This is a genomic window from Chitinophaga skermanii (genome assembly GCF_003259335.1).
GTDB lineage: Bacteria > Bacteroidota > Bacteroidia > Chitinophagales > Chitinophagaceae > Chitinophaga > Chitinophaga skermanii.
The window spans coordinates 519,319-541,559 of sequence record NZ_QLLL01000003.1 but is presented as its reverse complement, the minus strand read 5'-3'; the positions used below and the strand labels follow the sequence as shown (position 1 = coordinate 541,559).

The window sequence follows — 22,241 nt, the reverse complement described above, 5'->3', positions numbered from 1 at the left end:
GGCACCTCCCCTATTAAACTTTTAGATTTTTACATTGTTGGTATTCGACCGGTTCATCTTAACCCACTTCAACCGGAATACATTCAATTACGAAACTTCAATTAAAACCCAGGAGGAAATCATATGTATTACAGCAAAGGAAACTATGAAGCATTTGCTCGCCCTCGTAAGCCGGCAAATGTAGACGATAAATCAGCGCATTTAATAGGTGCAGGTTTAGCCTCTTTAGCCGCTGCCGTGTTCTTAATACGTGATGGACAAATGAAAGGCGATCGAATTCATATTTACGAAGAATTGCCCTTGCCAGGCGGTACTATGGATGGCATTTGGAATGAGCAAAAGGGCTACATCATACGTGGAGGGCGTGAAATGGAAGTACATTTCGAAACTATTTGGGACTTATTTCGCTCCGTTCCTTCTTTAGAAACACCTGGTGCATCGGTACTGGATGAATATTATTGGTTGAATAAAGAAGATCCCAGTTTTTCATATGCGCGCGTGATAGAAATGAGAGGACAACGGTTGGCAGATGATGGGAAGCTGACCTTAACACCCAAGGCCATTGAGGAACTGGTGCACCTTGCATTGATACCTGAAGAAAAGCTACAAGATGTAAAAATTAGTGATGTATTTAGTGAAGAATTTTTCCAATCGAACTTTTGGCTGTATTGGGCTACTATGTTTGCCTTCGAGCCATGGGCAAGTGCCATGGAAATGAGACGTTATATACTCCGCTTTGTACATCATATAGGTACTTTGTCGAACCTCTCTTCGCTCCGTTTTACTAAGTACAACCAGTATGAATCGTTGATTAAGCCATTGGAAAAATTCTTAGAAAGTAACGGGGTGCATTTTCATTACCCTACAGAAGTACACAACATTGAAGTGAGCTTACATGGTGATAAAAAAGTGGCGAAGAAGATTGTTTTTGCTGATAAAAAGAATGAGCCCATTACGCTAACAGAAAATGATCTCGTATTTGTTACAAACGGCTCCATTACAGAAAGTAGTACATACGGCGATAATGAACATCCAGCGCCTGGTGATAGGGATTTAGGAGGTAGTTGGAAACTGTGGAAGAACTTAGCTGCACAGGATCCAGCATTCGGAAAGCCTGGAAAGTTTTGTGAGAATATACCAGCTGCGAACTGGGTGATTTCGGGTACTATTACCTTCCCCGATGATCGTATTGTTCCGTATATCGAACGCATCAGTAAGAAAGACCCGCATAGTGGTTCTATTGTTACCAGTGGGCCGGTGAGCATTAAAGATTCCAATTGGCTATATGGTTATTCTATTAGCCGTCAACCGCATTTTCATGTACAGAAAAGCAACGAGCTAGTCGTATGGGTGTATGGTTTATTTTCTGATAAACCGGGCAATTTTGTACCGAAGAAAATCGCGGAGTGTTCGGGTATTGAACTATGTGAAGAGTTGCTTTATCATTTAGGCGTGCCGGAAAACGAGATCAAGGAAATAGCCGCTGCCGCGAATACCATTCCTTGCCATATGCCGTATATCACCTCTTATTTTATGCCGCGAGCTTTGGGTGATCGACCATTGGTGGTACCGCATGGTTCGCAAAACTTAGCCTTCATTGGGAATTTTGCGGAAACAGTGCGCGATACTGTATTCACGACGGAATATTCGGTACGTACGGCTATGGAGGCGGTATATACTTTGTTGAATGTAGATAGAGGTGTACCGGAGGTATTTGATTCTTCTTTTGATGTGAGGGTATTGTTGAATACGATCTATTACCTATACGATCATAAATCACTCGATGAAATTAAGCTACCATGGTTAGCGTCGGTGATTGAGAAGATGGGATTGAAGAAAATACAAGGAACGTATTTAGAGGAATTGTTGAAGGATGCGAAGTTGTTGTAATGAAAAATAAGAAGCGGCTCCGTATTATTACGCAGCCGCTTTTTTATAAGATGATGGCTTTTGAAGGCATCAAGTAGTTTTATGAATTAAATCCATCATATTAGTAACGCCGATCATTTTTGCCGACGTATACCCTTCTGCATACTCCACGCCTACCATTTTACCCAGCATTTTGGCACGGTAAATAACGCTGTCGAAGAATTCCGGGCTAGAGATATAGGTTTGCGGCTCGTTGTCTTGCGCGGCGAGGAATTGGGATTTAAAAGCTTTGATGGCTTCGATCTTTTGATCCATGAAACCGGTAATGTCAACCACGAAATCGGGTTGGATAAACCTATCCTGTATCATGTGGAAGACATTCTTTGGTCGGTAGGCCGCTTGTGGTACACCGTCGATTTCCGTTTCAATCTTCCTTAAACCGGCTAAGAAGCAGGCATCGGCGATTAATTTAGCACCTTTCCCGTGATCGGGATGGCGATCGTCGATAGCGTTGGCCAACACAATTTCGGGTTGATATTTACGGATCATACGGATAATGGCTAGTTGTTCTTCCGTTTCATTTCTAAAGAAACCGTCTTTCAAACCCAGGTTTTCTCTTACGGTTACTCCCATTAACTTGGCAGCGTCCTGGGCTTCGATTAAGCGACCTTCCGGGGTGCCTCTTGTACCTAATTCGCCCTGTGTAAGGTCAACAATACCCACCTTCATACCTTTGGCAGCATGCGAGAGCAAGGTGCCGGAGCAGCCTAGTTCAACATCGTCGGGATGTGCTGCTATGGCTAATATATCTAATTTCATGTGCTAATGTTTGCGTATTCGGGTGCAAAGTTATTGGAAATTCTGTTGTTATAACGCGTAGAGACTGTCAGCTGCTTGTTATATATCATACGAGGTCGGTGGATAATTCTGCTGCTCGGCCGATGAAAAAATATGATTGGTCGATTCGTAGCGTTGGGTTTGTGCAAATTCCTGCTCTTTTGTAATGTGGATATTTTTCATGAATTTTAAAGAGCATTCCTTTTTCAACCTGATAGTATGAGAGGCAAATGGTGGCAAATCTGTTTACACGTAGTGGGCTGCGTATTATTTTTATGCTTGCCCATCCTGTTCTCGCCCGACCAGCTAAAACTTAAAGACATCATCTTGCAACCTCCGCGGCAGCGCGACTTTATTGCCTATTGCTTGATGCTAGTTTTCTTTTATAGTAACTACTTTATTTTCATCCCGAAGTTCTATTTCACCAAGCGATACTGGGTATTCTCCTTCATCACGATCGCCTGTTTCATTTTCATTGTATCTGTACCCATAGCGCTTACGAGCAATGCCGATTACAATCGTTACCGGGTGCCGCCGCGGGAAATGGTCATGCAAAACCAAAGAATGCCTCCACGCATGCTTATGGGTAATCAACAGCCATTTCGCCGACCGCCCAATAGCGTAATGATAGGTGTTGGTAGGCACTTGTTCCTATTTCTTGCCGTCGTGTTATTATCGTTGATGTTGAAGATTAGTAACCGGTGGAAGCAGAGTGAACAGGAGCGGTTAAAATCGGAAGTTGCCTATTTAAAAGCACAAATCAACCCGCACTTTCTCTTCAACAGTTTAAACAGCATTTATGCTTTAGCCTTGCAACGCTCGGAAGCCACGGCAACCGCGATTGTAAAGCTTTCCGGTATGATGCGTTATGTAACGAGTGAAGCGGGGAACGACTTTGTACCGTTAGAAAAAGAGATTGACTATATCCGTAATTACTTCGCTTTACAAAAACTTCGTTTCGGGGAAGCAGTACCAACGGAACTACATATTAGCGGGCATATGCAAGGGAAAAAGATTACCCCTTTGTTGTTGATTCCGTTTGTTGAGAATGCATTTAAACATGGTGTGAACGCGGAAGAAGATTCGTTAGTAGTGGTAAATATTGACATGCAGCACCGCGATTTAATAGTAGATGTATACAACCGTAAAGTACCGGTACGCTTGATGGAAGAAGAAAAGATAGGCTTAGGAATTGAGAATACGCGTCAACGCCTACAAATGATATACCCTGCCAAGCATACATTCGAGATAGTAGATACGGACACTAGTTACCGTGTTAAATTAACCATTCAATTAACTGCATGAAAGCAATAGCTATTGATGATGAAATTCCAGCGCTGCAAGTAATTGAAAGCTTTTGCGCACAAACACCCGGCGTGAAATTGCTCGCCACCTTCCATAAGCCATCGGCAGCATTGGCATTCTTGGCACAGAACGAAGTGGATCTTTTGTTCCTCGACATTAACATGCCTGCTGTATTGGGTACGGAGTTCTACCGCGATATTAAACAAGATCACCTTGCCATTTTTACAACTGCATTCAGTGAATACGCCGTTGACGGGTTTAATTTAGATGCCGTGGATTACTTGTTAAAACCGTTTACAATAGAGCGTTTCCAACATGCGGTGAATAAAGCACAACAATTACTATCAAGAAAACAAATGAATACAAGTGCCCAGCTTTTAGTAAAGGTTGACTATAGTTGGGTGAAAATTGATACTGTACAAATCCTCTTTATTGAAAGTTTAGACGATTATTTGAAGATTCATTTAATCGATCAAAAGTCAATACTAGTAAGGATGACCATGAAAAGTATTTTAGAGAAATTGCCTTCTCACCAGTTCGCACGCATTCATCGTTCTTATATTGTTGCACTACAAAGAATTGACCAGGTACGTAATAAAGTGATTTTTATAAACGACTTAGAATTGCCCCTGGGCGGTAGTTACGAGGAATCATTCTTCCAGGTATTTAAAGGATAGTCATTCATTCACCGCAGAAATAGTTGCCTTCACCGCAAAAACTTTTTACACTACATTTTTTGTGAAATCTTTGTCTTGTTCACGCTACGCCAACTAAAACGAATGCAACATGGAAAGAAAAGAGTTTCTCAAGAACAGTGTTTCAAGTATCATAGGCTTAAGTACCATTATCCCGGTGATGGCTGCTTGTAAGAAAAGTAGCGATGTAGCTGCAAACGGTGAAGCCGGTTCGAGCGATGGCAGTTGCAAAGTAACCGATACCGAAACAGATGGGCCTTATCCACTTTACACCAGTCGTGGTTCCTCCATCCAAAGGGTGAATATAACCGATGGCAAAGCTGGTATTCCCCTCGATATCAATATCACCATTCGCAACGTAAACAACAGTTGCAATATACTGGGCAATGCACGGGTCGATATTTGGCATTGTGATAAAGATGGGTACTACAGTGGTTATACCAACCAAGGTTACTTGGGCACGCAAAACAATACGAGCGCTGTTTTTTGCAGAGGCATTCAATATACCGATGCGAATGGTGTGGCGAAATTCACTAGCATTTATCCAGGATGGTACCAAGGGCGTGTGACACATATTCATGCACAGATTTATGTGGATGGGAAATTGAAGCTTACTACTCAAATCGCTTTCCCGGATGCTATTAACACAGCGGTTTACAATACCGATTTGTATAAAGCACATGGACAGAACAGTATGACCAACAGTGGCGATAACATCATTTCCGATTCCCTTAGCAACGAGCTGGCAACAGTAGTGGCAAATGCAAGCGGCGGGTACGATTTAACACATACCATTTACATAGCAGGCTAATGAAAACAGTACATGTTCGAATGGCCTATCGACAAATGTTTACAGCCGCAAGTAATAACAGTTTTGAACGCGATGTATGGATTGAGTCGTACAACGAATGGTGCATGCAAATACAAGCGTACAACCCTAATGATGCCTTCACTACATGGGAAGAAATTCGCCAAGCATCGCCGAAAGCGAGCTTCCATGTGCCTTATAAAACAGGCTTCGCGGTAGGGTTATTTGTAAAAGCATTGAACAACGAAATCCCCGGCAGCCAAGTGCATATGAGTGGGCAACCACTACCATTTGAAGGCTACCAATTTGAAATTGTGCAAGCGAGTACTATACAACGTAACGATTACATAGCAGCGATCGTATATCAAACGCCGGTACTACAGTTGTTGGGGCAGTTTGGGAATAAATTATTATTGAGTTATAACCTGCAACATCCCGGGGCAGAAGGCGTAGCAACCTTTATGCTCACATTGCATGAAAATATGGCTATTACGCATTACGCGGAAGTAGTGTAAAGAAAACAGGTGACCGACAGGTTTACCCTGGGTGTGTAAAATAAGTAAGCCGGGTCGCGCAGGACCCGGCTATGCTTTTTATACCCATTTGATGTAAGACTTAGTTGTAATAATTGTACAAACGGATTTCTTGTACAATCAGCTCAATATCATGATCGTCTTTCGGATCGAATTCCGACTTTAAGTTACCGCCAAAGAAGAAGGCGACTGTTTGGAATACGCGGGCGTTGAAGCCGCCTTTTAGTTCCTTTACAATCTCGTAGCAGTTCTCCCCTGTTTCCCGGTGAATGAGCTTCATCAGTACTTTTCCTTGGTACACCGATAAGTTTTCGAGTTTATTCCCAAATGCCGCCCTTAGTTCTTTCTCCTTGGATTGGAGGTATTCTTTCCGGGCTTTTTTATTCGGCAAGGTTTGCAGATGGGCGTTTACGTCCTTTAGAATGCGGGAGGCAGCCACTGCATAGGGGTATGTAACATATACAGCATTGCGTAAGCGTGTCCAACGTTCGCGTTCTTTGCGGAGCCTGCGGGGGAGTTGGGCGTATACTTCGTATATCTGTAAAGTAATGGAAGGAATAGTATCGGTGCCTGAGAGAACGAATCTAACAGGGATGGTATCGTTTCTTGATTGGGCCTTGCTTTCACCGGCGATCATCGTACAGATGAGCATCGTTGTAATTATACCCAGTATTTTGGCTAACCGATGCATTGTAAAATTGGCTTGCTTTTTAGCGGACTTGGCTTCTTTATCTTCTAATAAGACGATCAATCCAGCTTAAAGTTACGTACAAGTTATAGAATTAATTGCAATTTACCATTAATTCACACGGGGCATCTTCAGCACCTCGTCGGTAAAGCTGAAAATAGCTTTTTCTACGCCGGGTATGTCTTTACTGGTGTATGAGCAACCCATTACGTGTGCTCCTGCATTCGGGATGGCTACGGCACGTTTCTCGTTTGCCGGCGTTGCCAACATTTCGTGCATTTCTTTGATGGCACTAACCTTTACCGTTGGGTCTTGTTCCTGTTCATTCTTATAGTAATAAAGATTGAGGATGGGTTGATGGATAGCATGGAAGGTAGCAGGCACCATGGCATTTTCTACTAAGTTCTCTAATTCTGTTACTGCTTCCAGCCTGTATTTTGTTTGCCAGTATTGCGCTTGTAGCGGGTCTACCGGCTTGTTTTCGTTGTATTTGCTACGCTTTACGGCTTGAATAAGGGTTAAGCCCCAGCGGTTATTGGCGAATTCTACCATCGGTTGGTTAATGGCCACGTTTGGACTCATATTAATTACGGCGTATACGTCTTTCGGGAACTTAGCAGCTAATAATAAAGCCAATGTGCCACCGGTGGAGGTGCCTACGAGTATCACTTTTTTACCTAATTGTTTGCCAATAGCTAAAGCGTGTTTGGCATCATTCCATAATCCCGTGGCTGTCATATTTAAAAGCGCTTCTTCTCCTTCCAAACCATGTTCATTCAAGCGCGATAGGTACAAATTGCAGCCATATCGTTCTGCTAAATCGTGGTGTACAGGGTCGCCTTCTTTTTGACTAGCTGAGAATCCATGTAAATAAACAATCACATATTCTGTTGGCTCTTCCTTGTTATTGTACCATTCGATACGTGCCTCGTTGTCTTTCTTCACTTTGAAGGCATGTTCGTGTTGTTGAACATAGGATGTGAGCGTATGTAAGTTATGGGGAACTTGTGGTAAGTCGCCGCCTAATTGTGGAGGAGCTGGGTAAGGACCAAGGAAATATATGATGACTAATACAACCATCAAAACCAGGAAAGCACGAAATATGCGTTTTAGCATCATATGTTGGGTTTATCGTAAATATAACAAATTGCAGGTAGCCAAGCAATTGCTTGTATAAATTTATAGGGGAATATGACGAATTTTTAACCTATGGAGCGTAGAAAGCATAAAAAAATCCCGCCCCTGTTGGAGAGAGGCGGGATACTATATAATTGAACGTTACAGTGCTATTTTGACTTTCTTCTTTGAGCAGCACTCATGAAGAAACCGATCGTCATCACAATAATACCAATCCAAAGTACATTGATCGCTGGGAATACGTAAGCTTTTAAAACTACGTAATCGGTGATAGTGCCTGATTCTTTGGTTTCGATGACTACTTTTTTCTCTTCCGGAACAATTTTACCCAGTTTAACAATCAAGCCCATGCCTTGCGCGGTATCGGGGATGTTGAACGCATAGGTGCTATCTGTTAATGCGAATACTGGGCGTAATGTGAATTGTTTATCGTCTTTCGTTAACACACGTAATTCAGCTTCCAAAGCTACTTCGCCTTTGTTAGCTACGTAGTTTTTGTTAGTTGGTTTCGGTGATAAGTTATCGAGAATGATAAAGCCTTTAGAGAAGTACGTGGTATCCCCTACACTCATTTTATGTGGTGTAAATGGAATTGTATCTGTTTCCGGCGCATCCTTTTTAGGTACAGCGGTAATATACGTGAACACGTCTTTATGCCAGTAGTGCTTAGAATCGGGGTTAGGCGTAATACCTTCTTGGCCCTTTACATTCATGAAAGCATCTGGGTACAAAGTGAATTTCTCTGTTGGAACGTCGTTCAAACTTTTCTTCTTCTCGTAGCGGATAATGAAGTATGTTTTCGCATCTTTCGGTGCTGTGGAGTCACCTTCATAAGTAACATAATAATCACCCATTTGAACCGGCATACCTTTCGGTAACATCAAGTTTTCGCGGCTGTTTTGTTTACTTTCTTTGGTGAAGTAACCATCCAAAATACCCATTTTATCGAGGGAAAGGACTTCTTTCTTAGAAGAAGAAATCAAAATTCCCACCAACACCAATCCAAAACCAACGTGTGCTACTGAAGCACCGCTTGCTTTCAATTTACCTTTCGAACCAATCCAGATGTAAGCAAAGTTTGCTACTACAGCATACACACTTGCAAACATCATTAAGTAGATGGCGAATAAGAATCCTGGGCCGTATGCACTACTGTATACTTTACCCCCTACAATAATGGCAACAGTAATTACCAAGCTAATGACTGTAGGTAACCAGATCTTCTTCACGAAGAATTCTTTGCTGGTATTTTTGTATTTCAAGTACTGTGTAACGGCTGTTAAAAGTCCAATCACAACAGCTACCCAAATTTGGATTTTGTTGTAGAACAATTCTGGTTCTGTTGGCGGTGCCAAATCTTTCAAACCAGGTAGCTTGCTCCATACCGGGATAGAAGTTGTGAAGCAGATTTGGATGGCTGATACCAACAATACCAAGCTGCCTACAAACAACCAGAACTCGCGGCTGTATGTGCTTTCTTCTCTTACCGGCGCTGGAATAGCTTTGCGTTTTGCAATTAAGAACCAGAATGCCGGGATGGCAAACACGAACATGTAGATCAACAACTGGCCATTCATACCAAGATCGGTGAACGAGTGTACAGAGGTTTGACCTAATACCCCGCTCTTCGTTAAGAACGAAGAATAGAGAATTAACGTGAACGTGATAAAGAAGAAGAAGTAAGTTATTTTAAGTGAGTAACCGGTGCTTCTATATGCCAACAAGGTGTGAATACCTGCAACCAATGTTAACCATGGTACAAGGGAGGCATTTTCTACCGGGTCCCAAGCCCAATAACCACCGAAGGTAAGTGATTCATATGCCCAAGCAGCGCCCATCATAATACCTAAACCTAAGATACCTGCAGCGAATAAAGCCCATGGTAATACGGGTTTTACCCATTCGGTATAGCGTTTGGTCCATAAACCTGCAAATGCAAAAGAGAATGGAATAATGGTAGAAGCGAAACCTAGGAATAATACAGGTGGGTGAATAACCATCCAGTAGTTCTGCAATAATGGGTTTAAGCCATTACCATCCTGCAAACGGGTCATATAATTCGCCATTTGGAAGATCGGTGCATCGGCATTCTCATTACGCATTAATACGAATGGACTAGAACCTACGCGGTAATCCAAGATATAAATACCCAAAATCATAGAGGCTACAAATACTTGCGCCAATGAAAGGCTGGCCATAACCGGCGCTTCCCACGATTTTGAAGTAAACATTACAATTGTACCCAACACACAATGCCAAATACTCCATAACAAGAAGCTACCTTCCTGCCCTTCCCAGAAACAGCTGAGCAAGTATTTTACTTCCAGTGATTTGGAGGAGTGTTGCCACACATATTTGTATTCAAATAAGTGGCCGGAAATCATGTGATAAAGGGTGAAGAAAACAGTAAACACGGCAACAACTTGTACCAAAAATGCTACTCGAGCAATTTTCTTCCAGCTGTTACGAAGCAGGTCGTCCTTCAACTGTACCGCGCATACATAGGCGATAGTGGCTACTATCGAGGCAACAAAGGCGAGCACTGCGGCAAAGTGACCGATTTGCCCAGGCAGTAAATGCTCATTTAAAAATTTAGTTTCCAAGATATTTCTACAAGCTATTTTTTGAAAAAAGCGAAAGTATTCGTTTCCATTTTACTGTACACTGATAAATGTCATTAATTCAACACTTTAACAAATCATACTTCGCATTCATATGACGACTGAATTAAAGATATATACAGTAAAATATGAGGGAGCTATTAAGCTTGTTTGATGCCTACAACTTCTTGATCGTCTTTGTATTTAGACGGGCATTTCATTAATATCTTGTTGCACACGAAAATATCACCATCCATTTGGCCTGTTAATACAAGCTCAGTAGATTTTTCGAAATCTGTAGGTTTTGTTCCAGTGAAAATAACTTGACGTAATTCGCCGCTTTTATCCTTCATATAGAATGAAAAATAGTTGGCATCTTTTTGTGGATCGTAAACGAGGGCTTTGGTTGTATCTAAAGCTCCAATCACATGAATTTCTTTACCAGGCTTAGAACGCGAAGTGGCAAATGTTTCGTAGGTGCTAAAATCTCCTACCATCATAGCTACAACAGCCACACAAATCGCGATAATTACAAGCAGAACAATATTCGTTTTTTTCATCTTACACCAGTTGATTAATCTGGCAAAAATAGTTAATAAAAGTTCATAACTAAAGGATTAATTTGTTGAGCGGCGGTAAAATATGTAAGATTTCCAGCAATTACCAGTACCTTTGCGCGGAAATACGAAACGAACAAGTTATAATGGCTGATTTATCGCAATTTGATCCGAACTCAGTTGGCTTGCTATCCAATAATATTTTTGGCTTGCCATTCAGTGAAAGTGAAGCTAAACTGGTTTTGTTACCAGTTCCATGGGAAGTAACCGTGTCTTACAGCAATGGCACCGCCCGTGGCCCAGAACATATCTTCAAAGCTTCTCTCCAAGTGGATTTGTACGACCCAGATGTTAAAGACGGTTGGAAACAAGGCTTTTTCATGCGCGAACCTGATAAACATATCTTGCTCCGCAGCGATTACCTCCGTAAGGAAGCCGAATTATATATTAAATTCCTCATGGAAGGTGGCGACGTATCGGAAAACGATTTCCTTTCCCGCTCCCTCGAAGATGTAAACACCGGTTCGCAAAAACTGAATGATTGGGTATACAACCAAACCAAAGAATTACTCGATAGCGGTAAACTCGTTGGTTTAGTAGGTGGCGACCATAGTACCCCGCTTGGTTTCTACAAAGCCATCGGCGAAAAGAAAGGCGATTTCGGTATCCTTCAAATTGATGCACACTGCGACTTACGCGATGCATACGAAGGGTTTAAATACTCCCACGCGTCTATCATGTTCAACGCCTTAAACGAAGTACCACAACTGAAAAAGTTAGTACAAGTAGGTATCCGCGATTATTGCGAAGAAGAGGTAGATTATATCAACAATTCTAATGGTCGTGTTACGACTTTCTTTGATAAAGACATAAAAGAACGCCAATTCGAAGGCGAAAGCTGGAAATCTATTTGTGATAGCATCGTAAACACCTTGCCACAACAAGTGTACATCAGCTTCGATATCGATGGTTTAGATCCGAAATTGTGCCCGCATACAGGTACGCCTGTTTCTGGTGGTTTCGAAGCGGAACAAGTATATTACCTCTTCAAAAAGGTGATCGAAAGCGGCCGTAAATTAATCGGTTTCGACTTGAACGAAGTAAGTGCCGGCCACGACGATTGGGATGCCAATGTTGGTGCACGCGTACTTTTCAAGTTGTGCAACTTGATGGTAAAAGCAAACGCATAATCTTACATCAAATAAAAAGCCGGGAGCCTGCTAACTTAGTGGCTTCCGGCTTCTTTTAATTTAATAGCTGCTATGTATAAATTCCGCATTATTCATCCCAATGCCATTACCCGTTTACGTTTACAACCCGTTATGCACGGTATGGCAGGTATATTGTTTATGTTTAATACAATGGGCGCTTATAGGGTCGAAAACCCTAACTTGTTTTTGGTGATTTTCTTTTTATTGATGGGACTCGCCAGCATGGTGTTTCCTTTCATGTTAAGACGCCTTAAGAACATTCCAAGCGCTAACGGCTTTATGCGTATCATGCAGGTAGTGATTTTACTAGGTAGCGCCTTGTATTTCTTAGGGCATTTGCAACCAACCATCGCCATTTTGCAAATATTCGCCGGTTTAACCTTAGCATATGCAGCTTACGCAGAATATAAAATCTTCCAACCTGCATATGTAGAATTATCGAATACGAACATCGTGCTCCCTACCCTCTTTGCAAAACGCACAATTGGTTGGAACGAGCTGAAAAACGTAATTTTACGTAACGATGTATTCACCATCGACTTTAAAAACAACAAGCTATTACAATTAGACGTTGCCGATGAAATTGGTATCGTAGAGCAAGAAGAAATCAATGCTTTTTGTAGTAGCCGGTTAACGAAATAATAAGCATCGCTTTTGAGCAGGAAGCAAAAGCAATTTACTGGTAGGATAGCTAGGCAATATGCCCCGTTATCAAAAAACATTACACATTGAAACCATACATTTTATACTCCGACGGTAAAGGAAATATTTTCGAAGACGAAACCATGTACGTTACAGGACGTAGTGGTTGGGATGCTTTCGAAATACCTGGAGACGAGTGGATCGAGTTGCCGGAAGGAGGTAACTTGTACGAATTGCCAGGCCGTAGAGGGATTGGTATTGATGTAGAAACCGGTGACTTAGGTTTGTGCGAAAAAGGCTGGGCAGTAGCGGCATTTATTCCGCCTGCACACACAGGCCACTTCTTAGCTGCCTACGAAACCATGCCCGATGCACCCACCTTACCCCTGTTCTGCTATACAGCCGTGGGTTGGTACGATGGTAAGTTCTACGTACCTGCCACTCGTATTGAAAGAGATATCCGCCAAGAATGCGCCGGCTTCGACGATAAAAAAGTGCAAGAAGGCGTTAAAACCTTAATAGAAGCATACCCGCATAACCGCTTAGTGCAACACTTAGCCGATAATTGCGCGTTAACATACCACTGCCCTGCAGCACGTAACTACTTCATGGGAAGATGGGAATGCCCAATTCCTTCCTCTCCTGCTTGTAATGCTAACTGCGTGGGATGTATTTCCTTCCAACCAGAAGAAGAGTCAATCGTATCTACCCAAGATCGTTTGACTTTCAAACCTACTGCCGCAGAAATCGTGGAATATACTGTTCCGCACTTAGAAACGGCTCCTTACCCAATTGTTAGCTTCGGTCAAGGCTGCGAAGGTGAACCATTATTAATGTGGGAAACACTCCGCGAATCGATCATCGAAATCAGGAAGCACACACAAAAAGGTAGCATTAACATCAACACAAACGGCAGTAAACCAAACGCTGTACGTGCACTTTGTGAAGCAGGCTTAAATAGTATCCGCGTAAGCACAAACTCGGCACGTGAAGCTATTTACACCCCTTACTACCGCCCGAATAACTATAAATTCGAAGATATTGTAGAAAGTATCAAAGTCGTGAAAGAATTCGGCGGTTGGGCCTCTATCAACTACTTCGTATTCCCGGGTATTACCGATTCTGAAGAAGAATATGAAGCCTTACGCAAATTGATCCGCGAAACAAACCTCGACATGATCCAATGGCGTAACTTCAACATCGATCCAGATTGGTATATGGGAAGAATGGGAATCACGGAAACAGGTGATTGCCTTGGTGTTAAACAATTATTAGAACTCATCCACGAAGAGTTCCCACACTTGAAATTCGGTTATTACAACCCGCCGATGGAAAGGATTAAAGGGGATTTTGATATGGATTTTGCACATTATTAATCGTCATAAAAAACGCTTCCAAGTTGGAAGCGTTTTTTTATGTTTCTGTAACAATTATTTTATGCCCGCATGGCAGGATTCATCTCCCCTTCGTGCAGTTTGCTTTCTTGGATAACCTTCTTCTGTAAGCACCAATACCCCAAAGCCGCCAACACACAAATACCTGCTAGCACGTAAAACCAGCCGTTAAACCCAACATGCAATACTACGTAAGCGCCCAAGAAAGGCGCCGATACATGGGCCGCTGAATAAGCCATGCTATACAATGCAGCATATTGCCCCCGGTTTTGAGGTTGACTACGGGAAATCCAAAACGAGTTCATAAAAGGCATGGCGAATATTTCACCGTAGGTAATTACCACGCAATACAAGGTGGCTACCCATACAAACGGGAAGATCGTCATTAGCATATAAGAAGCGCCTACCATCAGTGTACCTATAGCGATAAACACGAGGCTCGGCAGCTTGTTTTCCAGTTTATAAATCAATACAATTTCTGTGGCGGCAATTAACACCCCGTTAATCGCCAAGTTCCAGCCAATAGCTGTTTCGTTCATCTTCAACACGTCTTTAAAGAACAAAGGTGTAATGTTGAACATCTGCATAAAACACACGGCGAATAAATACACGAGCACGATGAATGCAATGTAAATATGATCACGGTAAGGCGAAGAGGCTTTCGTTGCGCATACTTCTGCTGCGCAGGCTGCCCTTTGCTCGTCGCGCTTTACGTTTTTTAGGAAAATAAGTATCAGCAAGGCAGAAGTTACACAGGTGAAACCATCTACCCAAAACAAGTATTGATAACCAATAGCGGCTAGGAAGCCACCGATAGATAAACCTATTGCCCAGCCCATGTTCATGGCAAAACGATTTAGCGCATAAGACCGCGTTCTTAATTCCGGGGTAGAATAATGGGCAATTGCTGCCGCGTTGGCCGGTCGGAAGGCATCTCCCATGAGACTTAAAAAGAATATGCAGATACAAATCTGCGGGATGGTTTGCATAAAGCTCAAAATAGCGAACATGACGCCGTTCATGAGCAAGCTACAAGCTTGCACGGGATAGAATCCAATTCTATCGGTTAAACGACCTCCTAATGCTGCGCCCATAATAGAGCCTACACCAAAACAGGCCATCACCAAGCTGGCATCACCCAAAGTATAATGCAAGTGTTTGGTAATGTAAAGTGTCATGAATGGGATAACCATGGTGCCACAACGGTTAATGAGCATCACGAAAGAATTCCACCAAATGGCCGGAGGGAGGCCACCATAAGCACTCTTATAAAGTTGTACAGTTTTTTTGAATAACATAACGCTTCCGCACTGAGCTATAAAAGTACTCCATTAAACTGTGATTTACGTAGCAAAACAAAAATTCATGTTAAAATAAAAGGGATAGCTACTTTTGCAGGCAATAGATTTTTGCTTTAACACTTTACGATGGAAGTCACGGATATTCTAATCATGTGCTTATTCTCTTTTAGCGCAGGATTTGTAGATGCAATTGTAGGCGGTGGTGGATTAATTCAAACACCTGCCATTTTAATTCTTTTCCCGCAGTACCCAGTGCCTATGCTACTTGGCACCACGAAGATTCCTGCTTTCTCGGGAACATTGAATGCTACTTATCAATACAGTAAACGGGTATCGATGAACTACAAGGTGCTGGCATTTATGTGCTTCGTAGCCTTTGGTGCTTCTATGCTAGGCAGTAGTAGCGTAAACCTCATGCCTCGCGAATACTTGCGGCCTTTTATGCTGGTATTAATGATTGGTATCGCCATTTACACTTTTTTGAATAAGAACTTCGGCAGTGCCGAACATGTAGAGAAAACCGACCGCTTGCGTTATGTATACGCCGCTGCTTTAGCCGCTTTAATTGGGTTTTACGATGGCTTTTTCGGCCCCGGCGCAGGTAGCTTCCTGATTCTCGTGTTTATTGGCTTATTGGGGATGGACTTCTTACACGCCAGCGCCCACGCAAAAGCGGTGAACCTATTTACGAACTTGGCTTCTATTACTTATTTCGGGTTGAAAGGGCTCATTATCTGGAAATTGACTGTTCCCATGGCAGTAGCTAATTTCGCAGGTGGTTTTACAGGCGCTAAACTGGCTATTTCGAAAGGGAATAAACTGGTTCGCTATTTCTTCTTAATTGTTGTTTGTGGAACAATTATTCGCTTTGCCTACGACTTAATTATGCAATATCGATAGCTACGGCATCGTTATTGTAGTTTATATAGATGCGATAAAAATTTTATTTAACTTTACCGCAACCATTATTTTCAACATTCAGGCATGAACGGACCACAAAAGCAAGATAAATACAAAGCCCTCAGCATCACCATTGTTGTGCATGCTTTGTTGGTGATGGCATTTATTATGATGAGCATTGATACGCCCCCTCCTATTCCCAACCAGGATTTAGGTATGGAAGTGAATTTAGGTACCAGCGATGATGGTATGGGTGAAGTACAACCACTTAACCCAAACCCGCCGGCAGCTGCCGACGATGCTAGCACAGCCTCTCAACCTGAAACAAACCCTGCTACCCAAACAGGCGAACAACCCGATTATGCCACGCAAGACGAAGAAGAGGCGCCTGAAGTAAAGAAACCAGAAAAAGTAGTAACTCCTCCTAAAGAGTTACCTAAAAATATAGAACCTAAAAAGGATAATAAACCTAAACCCAAACCGGCAGATAAACCTACCGAAACTAAACCCGAGCCTGCTCCTAAACCTAAAGCCACCTATAAAGGCGGTACAGGTAGTGCTGCCAATTCAGGTAATGGTGCCGATGGTAGCAACAACTCCACCGGTGAAGGTAATACAGGTAAACCGGGTGATCGCGGAAAAATCGATGGCGATCCCAATGCCAAAGGCTACGATGGTAACGGCGGTTTAGGCGGTGGAAAATCTGATTTCCGCTTAGCAGGTAGGTCCTTGAAAAGCGCTCCTAGGTTAACTTACGACGGACCAGAAACTGGCTACGTTGTAGTGCAAATCAAAGTGAATCAAAACGGTCAAGTTACGAGTGCTAGTATCATTCCAAAAGGTACTACTATCACCTCTTCCAGCGCAAGAGAACTAGCGCGTAAAGCAGCGTTAGAACTCAAATATTCCGCGAACGATGATGCGCCAACTGAACAGTTCGGTACAGTGAAAATCTACTTCAAAAGCGGTCAGTAACAATTAATTCATAAAAAATATAATAAGTGCAAGCCAATAAAACGTATCTTAAAATCGTTTTATTGGCTTGAATGTTTATATGAATACACGCTACCTGGGAATTCTGTTTGGATTAATATGCTTACTATCCAATGTTAAGCAATCGTGCGCACAATCGTTCGGAGGATACACTACTAGTCATTATGCCGGTATCTATGCCGTGCCTTTCAACCCTGCTATGGCTGCGGGTTATCATAGTAAATGGGATATAAATATCATTGGTGCCGATATGCGTGCCGGCAATACATATGCCTTCTTCAAAAAGTCTTCCCTGCTACACCCGCCCGAAAAATTAGTACGAAATAGAGATTATTACTTTGATACACTCGCTAGTGGAAAACAGTTTGGTTGGGGTGCAGGGGAAATTATGTTACCTGCTGTGTTGTATTCTATCGATACGAAGCAAGCGGTGGCTTTTACTTGGCGGGTACGCGGTTTTGGGAATATTGGGCATGTAAGTACCGAAACTGCCAACTTATTTGCAATTAATTATCCGAATACTAAATATCTCGATAGAACATTATCAGAACCCGGTGCAAACGGCTCGTACCATGCTTGGAACGAGTTTGCGTTTACCTATGCACGTACGCTCCAAGAAACGTATGCTTCCCGCTTAAAAGTGGGTGCTACGTTGAAGATATTAAGCGGGCTTACTGCTGCTTATGGCAGTGCAGGTGATGCTATCTTCCGTTTCAATAGCAATGGTACTATTAACGTGAATAGCGGGCAAGCTAGGTTTGGTTATAATAACGAATTGGATTCAGCTAATAATAGTTTTGGCGATTACTATAAACTCTCGGCTCACCCGGGAATAGGTGTAGATATTGGTCTTACTTATGATGTGCGTGACGAGGATGGTGGTTTTGGTGATTATGAAGAAGAAGGGAACGAATCTTTTAACCCCGAAGCCGACGATTATAAACTTCGCTTAGGGATTAGTATTACTGATATTGGTAGGATTGCTTATAATACTTCTATTGTTAGTCAACATGTAAACCTAACTACACAAAGTTTACACGTGAACGATTTACGTCAACGCAGGGGCGAAAGCGATAAATTATACCTATTACGTTTAGGTACCTATTTCGAACAACTACCCGTTGATCAGAAATATAAGATGAGCTTACCCACTACGCTACATCTTATGGGCGACTATAAAATAACATCTAACTTTTATGTAAGCGCCAATGCCGATATAGCCCTCACCAGTGGCGTGAAAAACGATCGAAAATCAAGTGCTATCACCCAATTACTCGTTACCCCCCGGTACGATGCAAAACACATCGGCGTTTACCTCCCTTTCAGTGTGAATAGGTATAGCCAAGCCGATGCAGGCATTGCCCTTCGAGCGGGTCCGTTGGTTATTGGTTCCAATAGTTTGTTCACGAACTTAGCACGTAAAAATTTAAATCGTGCCGACGCTTTCGTAGCTTTGCGCGTAATTCCTATTAAGTTTAGGAAGAAAGACGGCGGCGATGGTATCTTCCGTAGGAAGAAACAACAAATGGGCTGCCCTATTTAGTCGATTTAAGGAAGCAACATGCAACAACCTACTTACGAACAAACACTAGAATACTTATTCGCGCAATTACCCATGTTCAGCCGTATTGGTGCGGCTGCCATGAAGCCCGATTTGCATAATACACAAGCTTTATTGGCTTTCCTAGGCAACCCCGAAAAGCAATTCAAAACAATTCACATCGCGGGCACCAATGGGAAAGGCTCTTCTAGCCATATGCTAGCGGCCATTTTCCAAGCCGCAGGCTATAAAACGGGTTTATATACTTCCCCCCACCTCGTCGATTTTAGAGAACGCATCAAGGTGAACGGCGAAATGTGTAGCCAACAATTCGTGGTAGATTTTACAGAGAAAGTAAAAGCCTCTATAGAAGATATTCAACCATCGTTTTTCGAGTTAACGGTAGGTATGGCGTTTGAATATTTCGCACAAGAAAAGGTAGATATCGCCATCATAGAAACAGGTTTGGGCGGTAGGTTAGATAGTACGAATGTAATTACACCAGAGCTATCGCTGATTACCAATATTAGCTTCGATCATATGAACATCTTGGGCGATACTTTGCCCGCTATCGCGGCTGAGAAAGCGGGTATTATAAAGGAACATGTACCGGTAGTGATTGGTGAAACCCAAGTCTCCATCATCCAAGTATTCAAAAGCAAAGCACAGCAATTGCATGCCCCTATTTATTTCGCCGATCAACTATTACAAGTAACAAATCAACAATACACGCCCCAATATCTTACTCTCGATATCTTACATCACAATAGCGGCGAAAACATCCGCTATACACTCGATCAAACAGGTAAATACCAAGCAAAGAATATCCTCGGGGTATTAACTGCTGTACGCATTTTAAGGGAACAAGGCTGGAACTTACCGGAACAAACGGTACAAACTGCTTTGTCGCAAGTGAAACGCTTAACGGGTTTACGTGGCCGCTGGGAGGTGATTGCAGAAAAGCCATTAACCGTGTTGGATGTAGGCCATAATGAAGCAGGCGTAGGAGAAATTTTGGCCCAATTGGCCATGCAGCAATATAATAAGCTACATATTGTTACGGGGTTTGTACGGGATAAAGATGTTCCTAAAGCTTTATCGCTATTGCCTAAAAATGCAACCTATTATTTTACCCAAGCGCAAATACCCCGGGCATTGCCTTACGATGAACTAGCGGTATTAGCCCAACAAGCAGGACTTACCGGCAATACATATCCCACAGTGAAAGAAGCATTCGCGGCCGCACAGCTGGCTGCACAGCCGGATGACTTACTATTAGTTTGTGGTAGTTTCTTTATCGTGGCAGAAGTGATGTAATTACCATTGCATCTCCCCTGCTTTAATTAAGCCGTAGAATAAGCATGCAGCATGCAGACTTTGCCAAATCTCGTGCTGCTGCAACAAGGCTTTCACCTCGTCGATACTCATCAACAATACATCCAATTCCTCGTGCTCATCCAGCGATTGTTGTGATACTTTCACCCCGCCCGTAGCAAAGAAATAATGCGTGAGATTAGTAGTGGTGCCCGCATTCGCTGAAATGGAACCCATCGGTTCTACGTGGGAAAATGTATACCCCGTTTCCTCCAATAATTCACGACGAATAGCATCTTCTAAAGTAGCATCAGTTGGATCTACACATCCACCAGGTACTTCGATAATGGTTTTACCTAAGCCTTGCCTAAATTGTTTTACCATCAACACTTTCCCCTCTGCTGTTAGTGCAAATGCATTCACCCAGTCGGGGTATTCAATCACGTAATAATTGTCGACCTGCTTACCGCTGGCCGTTATACAAGTATCCTTCCGTGCTTTTAACCAAGGTTCCGTGAAAACATACTCACTTTTAACTAGTTTCCAATCTAACGGGTCGCTCATAATCTATATTTTAAAAGCCTGGCTTCGGCCACCCTTCACGCTCTACGAGTTTCTCGATATGAGCTAAATGGTGCTTACCATGCCAAGCATAAAGAATTAAATGTTGTGCAATAGAGGTGATTTTTTTTGATGCCGGGTGGAAGAAGGTACGTTGCCATTGCTCTTCTGTTAACCGTTCTAAAATCGCTACCCAGCGCACATGCAAAGCGTGTAACAAGGTTAACGACACATTAATCGGCACATGTTTAACGTCTTCCAATTCTGCCCACAATTGTTCCTCGTAAGGTTTAATCTGTGGGTTGTCTTCCGTTAAAGCCAATTTTAGCCTCACTAAGGCGTTCATATGGCTATCGGCCACGTGATGCACCACTTGCGCTACCGTCCAGCCACCGGGCCTATAAGGTGTGTTTAGTTGGGCCTCGTCGAGGTTTTGTACCATTAGCTCCAATAACGAAGGTAAATACCGGATATCGGTAATCAATGATTGCCGCTGTTGCGGGGTTAATTCGATACTAGTATCGGCATGGCCGATAGGATAACGTAAGTCTTCGTGGTTCGACATGCAATATTAATTTTAGGATTCGCGTAGTGCTTTCCCGGTTAGGGTAATGAACACATCTTCCAAGTTGGCTAGCTTCACTTGTTTTTCTCTTTGGAAGCCACTGTCTACTAATTGATCGATGAGGTTGTTAGGGGAATCGAGCGCAATAATTTTACCACTATCAACAATCGCGCAACGATCGCACAGGAACTCGGCTTCATCCATGTAGTGTGTTGTAATAACAACGGTGGTGCCTTTTGAACGAACATCCAGGATTAAGTCCCACAGGTTACGGCGCGCTTGCGGATCGAGGCCTGTTGTGGGTTCGTCGAGGAAGATGATTTTAGGTTTATTGATCAGCGTGGTGGCAATGCTGAAACGTTGTTTCTGCCCGCCGGATAACGCTTTGTATTTTGCTTTTGCTTTGTCTTCGAGGTTGAAGGCTGCTAATAGCTCTTTGGGATTAACCGGTTGATTATACAACCCGCCAAACAGCTCTATTAACTCTACGAGGTTCAAGTTGGGATAATAGCCCGAAGTTTGCAACTGCACCCCGATGATTTTCTTGATCGCTTCCGGTTGTGTATCCAAGTTCAATCCATCTACGATCACTTCCCCACTCGTTTTATCACGCAAGGTTTCAATGATCTCCAAGGTAGTAGATTTACCGGCGCCATTAGGTCCTAATAATCCAAAGATCTCACCTTCTCGCACATCGAAACTGATGCCCTTTACAGCTTGAAAATCGCCGTAATTCTTCACCAAGTTCTTTACTTCAATAATATTCCTCGTTTCCATGGTGCCAAATTACA

Annotated in this window: 22 protein-coding genes; 12 read left to right on the top strand and 10 right to left on the bottom strand. The window is 42.7% G+C overall.

Features of this window, described 5'->3' with window-relative positions; genetic code table 11:
* Positions 1 to 123 precede the first annotated feature (123 nt).
* Positions 124 to 1,890, top strand: a complete 1,767-nt coding sequence (locus tag LX64_RS10015; protein WP_111597494.1) for an oleate hydratase — start codon at positions 124 to 126, stop codon at positions 1,888 to 1,890.
* A gap of 69 nt (positions 1,891 to 1,959) precedes the next feature.
* Here LX64_RS10015 and bshB1 read toward each other — a convergent pair whose 3' ends face one another.
* Together bshB1 and LX64_RS26340 are read right to left on the bottom strand one after the other, a co-directional pair.
* On the bottom strand, positions 1,960 to 2,688 hold the full coding sequence (gene bshB1, locus LX64_RS10010; protein ID WP_111597493.1) for a bacillithiol biosynthesis deacetylase BshB1: 729 nt from the start codon (positions 2,686 to 2,688) through the stop codon (positions 1,960 to 1,962).
* A gap of 78 nt (positions 2,689 to 2,766) precedes the next feature.
* The gene (locus tag LX64_RS26340; RefSeq protein WP_262511788.1) at positions 2,767 to 2,889 is read right to left on the bottom strand and encodes a hypothetical protein; all 123 of its coding nucleotides are present in this window, start codon (positions 2,887 to 2,889) and stop codon (positions 2,767 to 2,769) included.
* Positions 2,890 to 2,925: 36 nt separating this feature from the next.
* Here LX64_RS26340 and LX64_RS10005 point away from each other — a divergent pair, with 36 nt between their 5' ends.
* From LX64_RS10005 to LX64_RS09990, 4 genes are all read left to right on the top strand, one after another.
* On the top strand, positions 2,926 to 4,011 hold the full coding sequence (locus LX64_RS10005; protein WP_111597492.1) for a sensor histidine kinase: 1,086 nt from the start codon (positions 2,926 to 2,928) through the stop codon (positions 4,009 to 4,011).
* Positions 4,008 to 4,688 (top strand): LytR/AlgR family response regulator transcription factor, encoded by a 681-nt coding sequence (locus LX64_RS10000; RefSeq protein ID WP_111597491.1) that lies wholly within the window; start codon positions 4,008 to 4,010, stop codon positions 4,686 to 4,688. Before LX64_RS10005 ends, LX64_RS10000 begins: the two co-directional genes overlap by 4 nt.
* A 109-nt stretch (positions 4,689 to 4,797) precedes the next feature.
* Positions 4,798 to 5,517 (top strand): dioxygenase family protein, encoded by a 720-nt coding sequence (locus LX64_RS09995; protein WP_111597490.1) that lies wholly within the window; start codon positions 4,798 to 4,800, stop codon positions 5,515 to 5,517.
* Positions 5,517 to 6,029, top strand: coding sequence for a hypothetical protein (locus LX64_RS09990; RefSeq protein WP_111597489.1), 513 nt, complete (start codon positions 5,517 to 5,519; stop codon positions 6,027 to 6,029). Before LX64_RS09995 ends, LX64_RS09990 begins: the two co-directional genes overlap by 1 nt.
* A gap of 100 nt (positions 6,030 to 6,129) precedes the next feature.
* On the opposite strand, the gene LX64_RS09985 is transcribed toward LX64_RS09990, so the two are convergent.
* The 4 genes from LX64_RS09985 to LX64_RS09970 form a co-directional block, all read right to left on the bottom strand.
* A complete protein-coding gene (locus tag LX64_RS09985) occupies positions 6,130 to 6,699 on the bottom strand; it encodes a DUF4294 domain-containing protein (protein WP_111597627.1) in 570 nt (189 codons plus the stop codon).
* A 147-nt stretch (positions 6,700 to 6,846) separates the two neighbouring features.
* Entirely contained in the window at positions 6,847 to 7,854 is a 1,008-nt protein-coding gene (locus LX64_RS09980; RefSeq protein ID WP_245952611.1) for an alpha/beta hydrolase, read from the bottom strand.
* Between the two features lie 167 nt (positions 7,855 to 8,021).
* Positions 8,022 to 10,475: a cytochrome c biogenesis protein CcsA gene (ccsA, locus tag LX64_RS09975; RefSeq protein ID WP_111597488.1), complete on the bottom strand. Its 2,454-nt coding sequence runs from the start codon at positions 10,473 to 10,475 to the stop codon at positions 8,022 to 8,024.
* A gap of 158 nt (positions 10,476 to 10,633) precedes the next feature.
* A complete protein-coding gene (locus LX64_RS09970) occupies positions 10,634 to 11,032 on the bottom strand; it encodes a cytochrome c maturation protein CcmE domain-containing protein (RefSeq protein WP_111597487.1) in 399 nt (132 codons plus the stop codon).
* 143 nt (positions 11,033 to 11,175) lie between these two features.
* Between LX64_RS09970 and LX64_RS09965 the strand changes: the two genes are divergently transcribed.
* The 3 genes from LX64_RS09965 to LX64_RS09955 all read left to right on the top strand — a co-directional run bounded on the left by LX64_RS09965 (position 11,176) and on the right by LX64_RS09955 (position 14,258).
* Complete coding sequence (locus LX64_RS09965; RefSeq protein WP_111597486.1) at positions 11,176 to 12,219, top strand: agmatinase family protein; 1,044 nt, start codon at positions 11,176 to 11,178, stop codon at positions 12,217 to 12,219.
* 72 nt (positions 12,220 to 12,291) lie between these two features.
* Complete coding sequence (locus tag LX64_RS09960) at positions 12,292 to 12,882, top strand: hypothetical protein (RefSeq protein WP_111597485.1); 591 nt, start codon at positions 12,292 to 12,294, stop codon at positions 12,880 to 12,882.
* An 86-nt stretch (positions 12,883 to 12,968) separates the two neighbouring features.
* Complete coding sequence (locus tag LX64_RS09955; RefSeq protein WP_245952610.1) at positions 12,969 to 14,258, top strand: radical SAM protein; 1,290 nt, start codon at positions 12,969 to 12,971, stop codon at positions 14,256 to 14,258.
* Between the two features lie 59 nt (positions 14,259 to 14,317).
* Here the strand turns inward: LX64_RS09955 and LX64_RS09950 are convergent, their stop codons facing one another.
* The gene (locus LX64_RS09950; RefSeq protein ID WP_111597484.1) at positions 14,318 to 15,574 is read right to left on the bottom strand and encodes an MDR family MFS transporter; all 1,257 of its coding nucleotides are present in this window, start codon (positions 15,572 to 15,574) and stop codon (positions 14,318 to 14,320) included.
* 129 nt (positions 15,575 to 15,703) lie between these two features.
* Between LX64_RS09950 and LX64_RS09945 the strand changes: the two genes are divergently transcribed.
* From LX64_RS09945 to LX64_RS09930, 4 genes are all read left to right on the top strand, one after another.
* Positions 15,704 to 16,477, top strand: a complete 774-nt coding sequence (locus LX64_RS09945) for a sulfite exporter TauE/SafE family protein (RefSeq protein WP_111597483.1) — start codon at positions 15,704 to 15,706, stop codon at positions 16,475 to 16,477.
* Between the two features lie 84 nt (positions 16,478 to 16,561).
* A complete protein-coding gene (locus tag LX64_RS09940) occupies positions 16,562 to 17,452 on the top strand; it encodes an energy transducer TonB family protein (RefSeq protein WP_111597482.1) in 891 nt (296 codons plus the stop codon).
* Between the two features lie 79 nt (positions 17,453 to 17,531).
* A complete protein-coding gene (locus LX64_RS09935; protein WP_111597481.1) occupies positions 17,532 to 19,013 on the top strand; it encodes a DUF5723 family protein in 1,482 nt (493 codons plus the stop codon).
* A gap of 18 nt (positions 19,014 to 19,031) precedes the next feature.
* Complete coding sequence (locus LX64_RS09930) at positions 19,032 to 20,327, top strand: bifunctional folylpolyglutamate synthase/dihydrofolate synthase (protein ID WP_245952609.1); 1,296 nt, start codon at positions 19,032 to 19,034, stop codon at positions 20,325 to 20,327.
* Here the strand turns inward: LX64_RS09930 and LX64_RS09925 are convergent, their stop codons facing one another.
* From LX64_RS09925 to LX64_RS09915, 3 genes are read right to left on the bottom strand one after another with little or no spacing between them, the layout of a single operon-like run.
* Entirely contained in the window at positions 20,328 to 20,888 is a 561-nt protein-coding gene (locus LX64_RS09925; protein WP_111597480.1) for an NUDIX hydrolase, read from the bottom strand.
* Positions 20,889 to 20,898: 10 nt separating this feature from the next.
* On the bottom strand, positions 20,899 to 21,450 hold the full coding sequence (locus LX64_RS09920) for a YfiT family bacillithiol transferase (protein ID WP_111597479.1): 552 nt from the start codon (positions 21,448 to 21,450) through the stop codon (positions 20,899 to 20,901).
* Between the two features lie 12 nt (positions 21,451 to 21,462).
* Entirely contained in the window at positions 21,463 to 22,227 is a 765-nt protein-coding gene (locus tag LX64_RS09915; RefSeq protein ID WP_111597478.1) for an ABC transporter ATP-binding protein, read from the bottom strand.
* Between the last annotated feature and the right edge of the window lie 14 nt (positions 22,228 to 22,241).

What these genes read in the sequence shown, in the direction of transcription:
- LX64_RS10015 (WP_111597494.1), top strand. Translation starts at nt 124, where the DNA reads ATGTATTACAGCAAAGGAAACTATGAAGCATTTGCTCGCCCTCGTAAG.
- bshB1 (WP_111597493.1), bottom strand. Translation starts at nt 2,688, where the DNA reads ATGAAATTAGATATATTAGCCATAGCAGCACATCCCGACGATGTTGAA.
- LX64_RS09940 (WP_111597482.1), top strand. Translation starts at nt 16,562, where the DNA reads ATGAACGGACCACAAAAGCAAGATAAATACAAAGCCCTCAGCATCACC.
- LX64_RS09920 (WP_111597479.1), bottom strand. Translation starts at nt 21,450, where the DNA reads ATGTCGAACCACGAAGACTTACGTTATCCTATCGGCCATGCCGATACT.
- LX64_RS09990 (WP_111597489.1), top strand. Translation starts at nt 5,517, where the DNA reads ATGAAAACAGTACATGTTCGAATGGCCTATCGACAAATGTTTACAGCC.
- LX64_RS09985 (WP_111597627.1), bottom strand. Translation starts at nt 6,699, where the DNA reads ATGCTCATCTGTACGATGATCGCCGGTGAAAGCAAGGCCCAATCAAGA.
- LX64_RS09950 (WP_111597484.1), bottom strand. Translation starts at nt 15,574, where the DNA reads ATGTTATTCAAAAAAACTGTACAACTTTATAAGAGTGCTTATGGTGGC.
- LX64_RS09925 (WP_111597480.1), bottom strand. Translation starts at nt 20,888, where the DNA reads ATGAGCGACCCGTTAGATTGGAAACTAGTTAAAAGTGAGTATGTTTTC.
- LX64_RS09930 (WP_245952609.1), top strand. Translation starts at nt 19,032, where the DNA reads ATGCAACAACCTACTTACGAACAAACACTAGAATACTTATTCGCGCAA.
- LX64_RS09960 (WP_111597485.1), top strand. Translation starts at nt 12,292, where the DNA reads ATGTATAAATTCCGCATTATTCATCCCAATGCCATTACCCGTTTACGT.
- LX64_RS09995 (WP_111597490.1), top strand. Translation starts at nt 4,798, where the DNA reads ATGGAAAGAAAAGAGTTTCTCAAGAACAGTGTTTCAAGTATCATAGGC.
- LX64_RS10005 (WP_111597492.1), top strand. Translation starts at nt 2,926, where the DNA reads ATGAGAGGCAAATGGTGGCAAATCTGTTTACACGTAGTGGGCTGCGTA.
- LX64_RS09945 (WP_111597483.1), top strand. Translation starts at nt 15,704, where the DNA reads ATGGAAGTCACGGATATTCTAATCATGTGCTTATTCTCTTTTAGCGCA.
- LX64_RS09935 (WP_111597481.1), top strand. Translation starts at nt 17,532, where the DNA reads ATGAATACACGCTACCTGGGAATTCTGTTTGGATTAATATGCTTACTA.
- LX64_RS09970 (WP_111597487.1), bottom strand. Translation starts at nt 11,032, where the DNA reads ATGAAAAAAACGAATATTGTTCTGCTTGTAATTATCGCGATTTGTGTG.
- LX64_RS26340 (WP_262511788.1), bottom strand. Translation starts at nt 2,889, where the DNA reads ATGAAAAATATCCACATTACAAAAGAGCAGGAATTTGCACAAACCCAA.
- LX64_RS09965 (WP_111597486.1), top strand. Translation starts at nt 11,176, where the DNA reads ATGGCTGATTTATCGCAATTTGATCCGAACTCAGTTGGCTTGCTATCC.
- LX64_RS10000 (WP_111597491.1), top strand. Translation starts at nt 4,008, where the DNA reads ATGAAAGCAATAGCTATTGATGATGAAATTCCAGCGCTGCAAGTAATT.
- LX64_RS09915 (WP_111597478.1), bottom strand. Translation starts at nt 22,227, where the DNA reads ATGGAAACGAGGAATATTATTGAAGTAAAGAACTTGGTGAAGAATTAC.
- LX64_RS09980 (WP_245952611.1), bottom strand. Translation starts at nt 7,854, where the DNA reads ATGATGCTAAAACGCATATTTCGTGCTTTCCTGGTTTTGATGGTTGTA.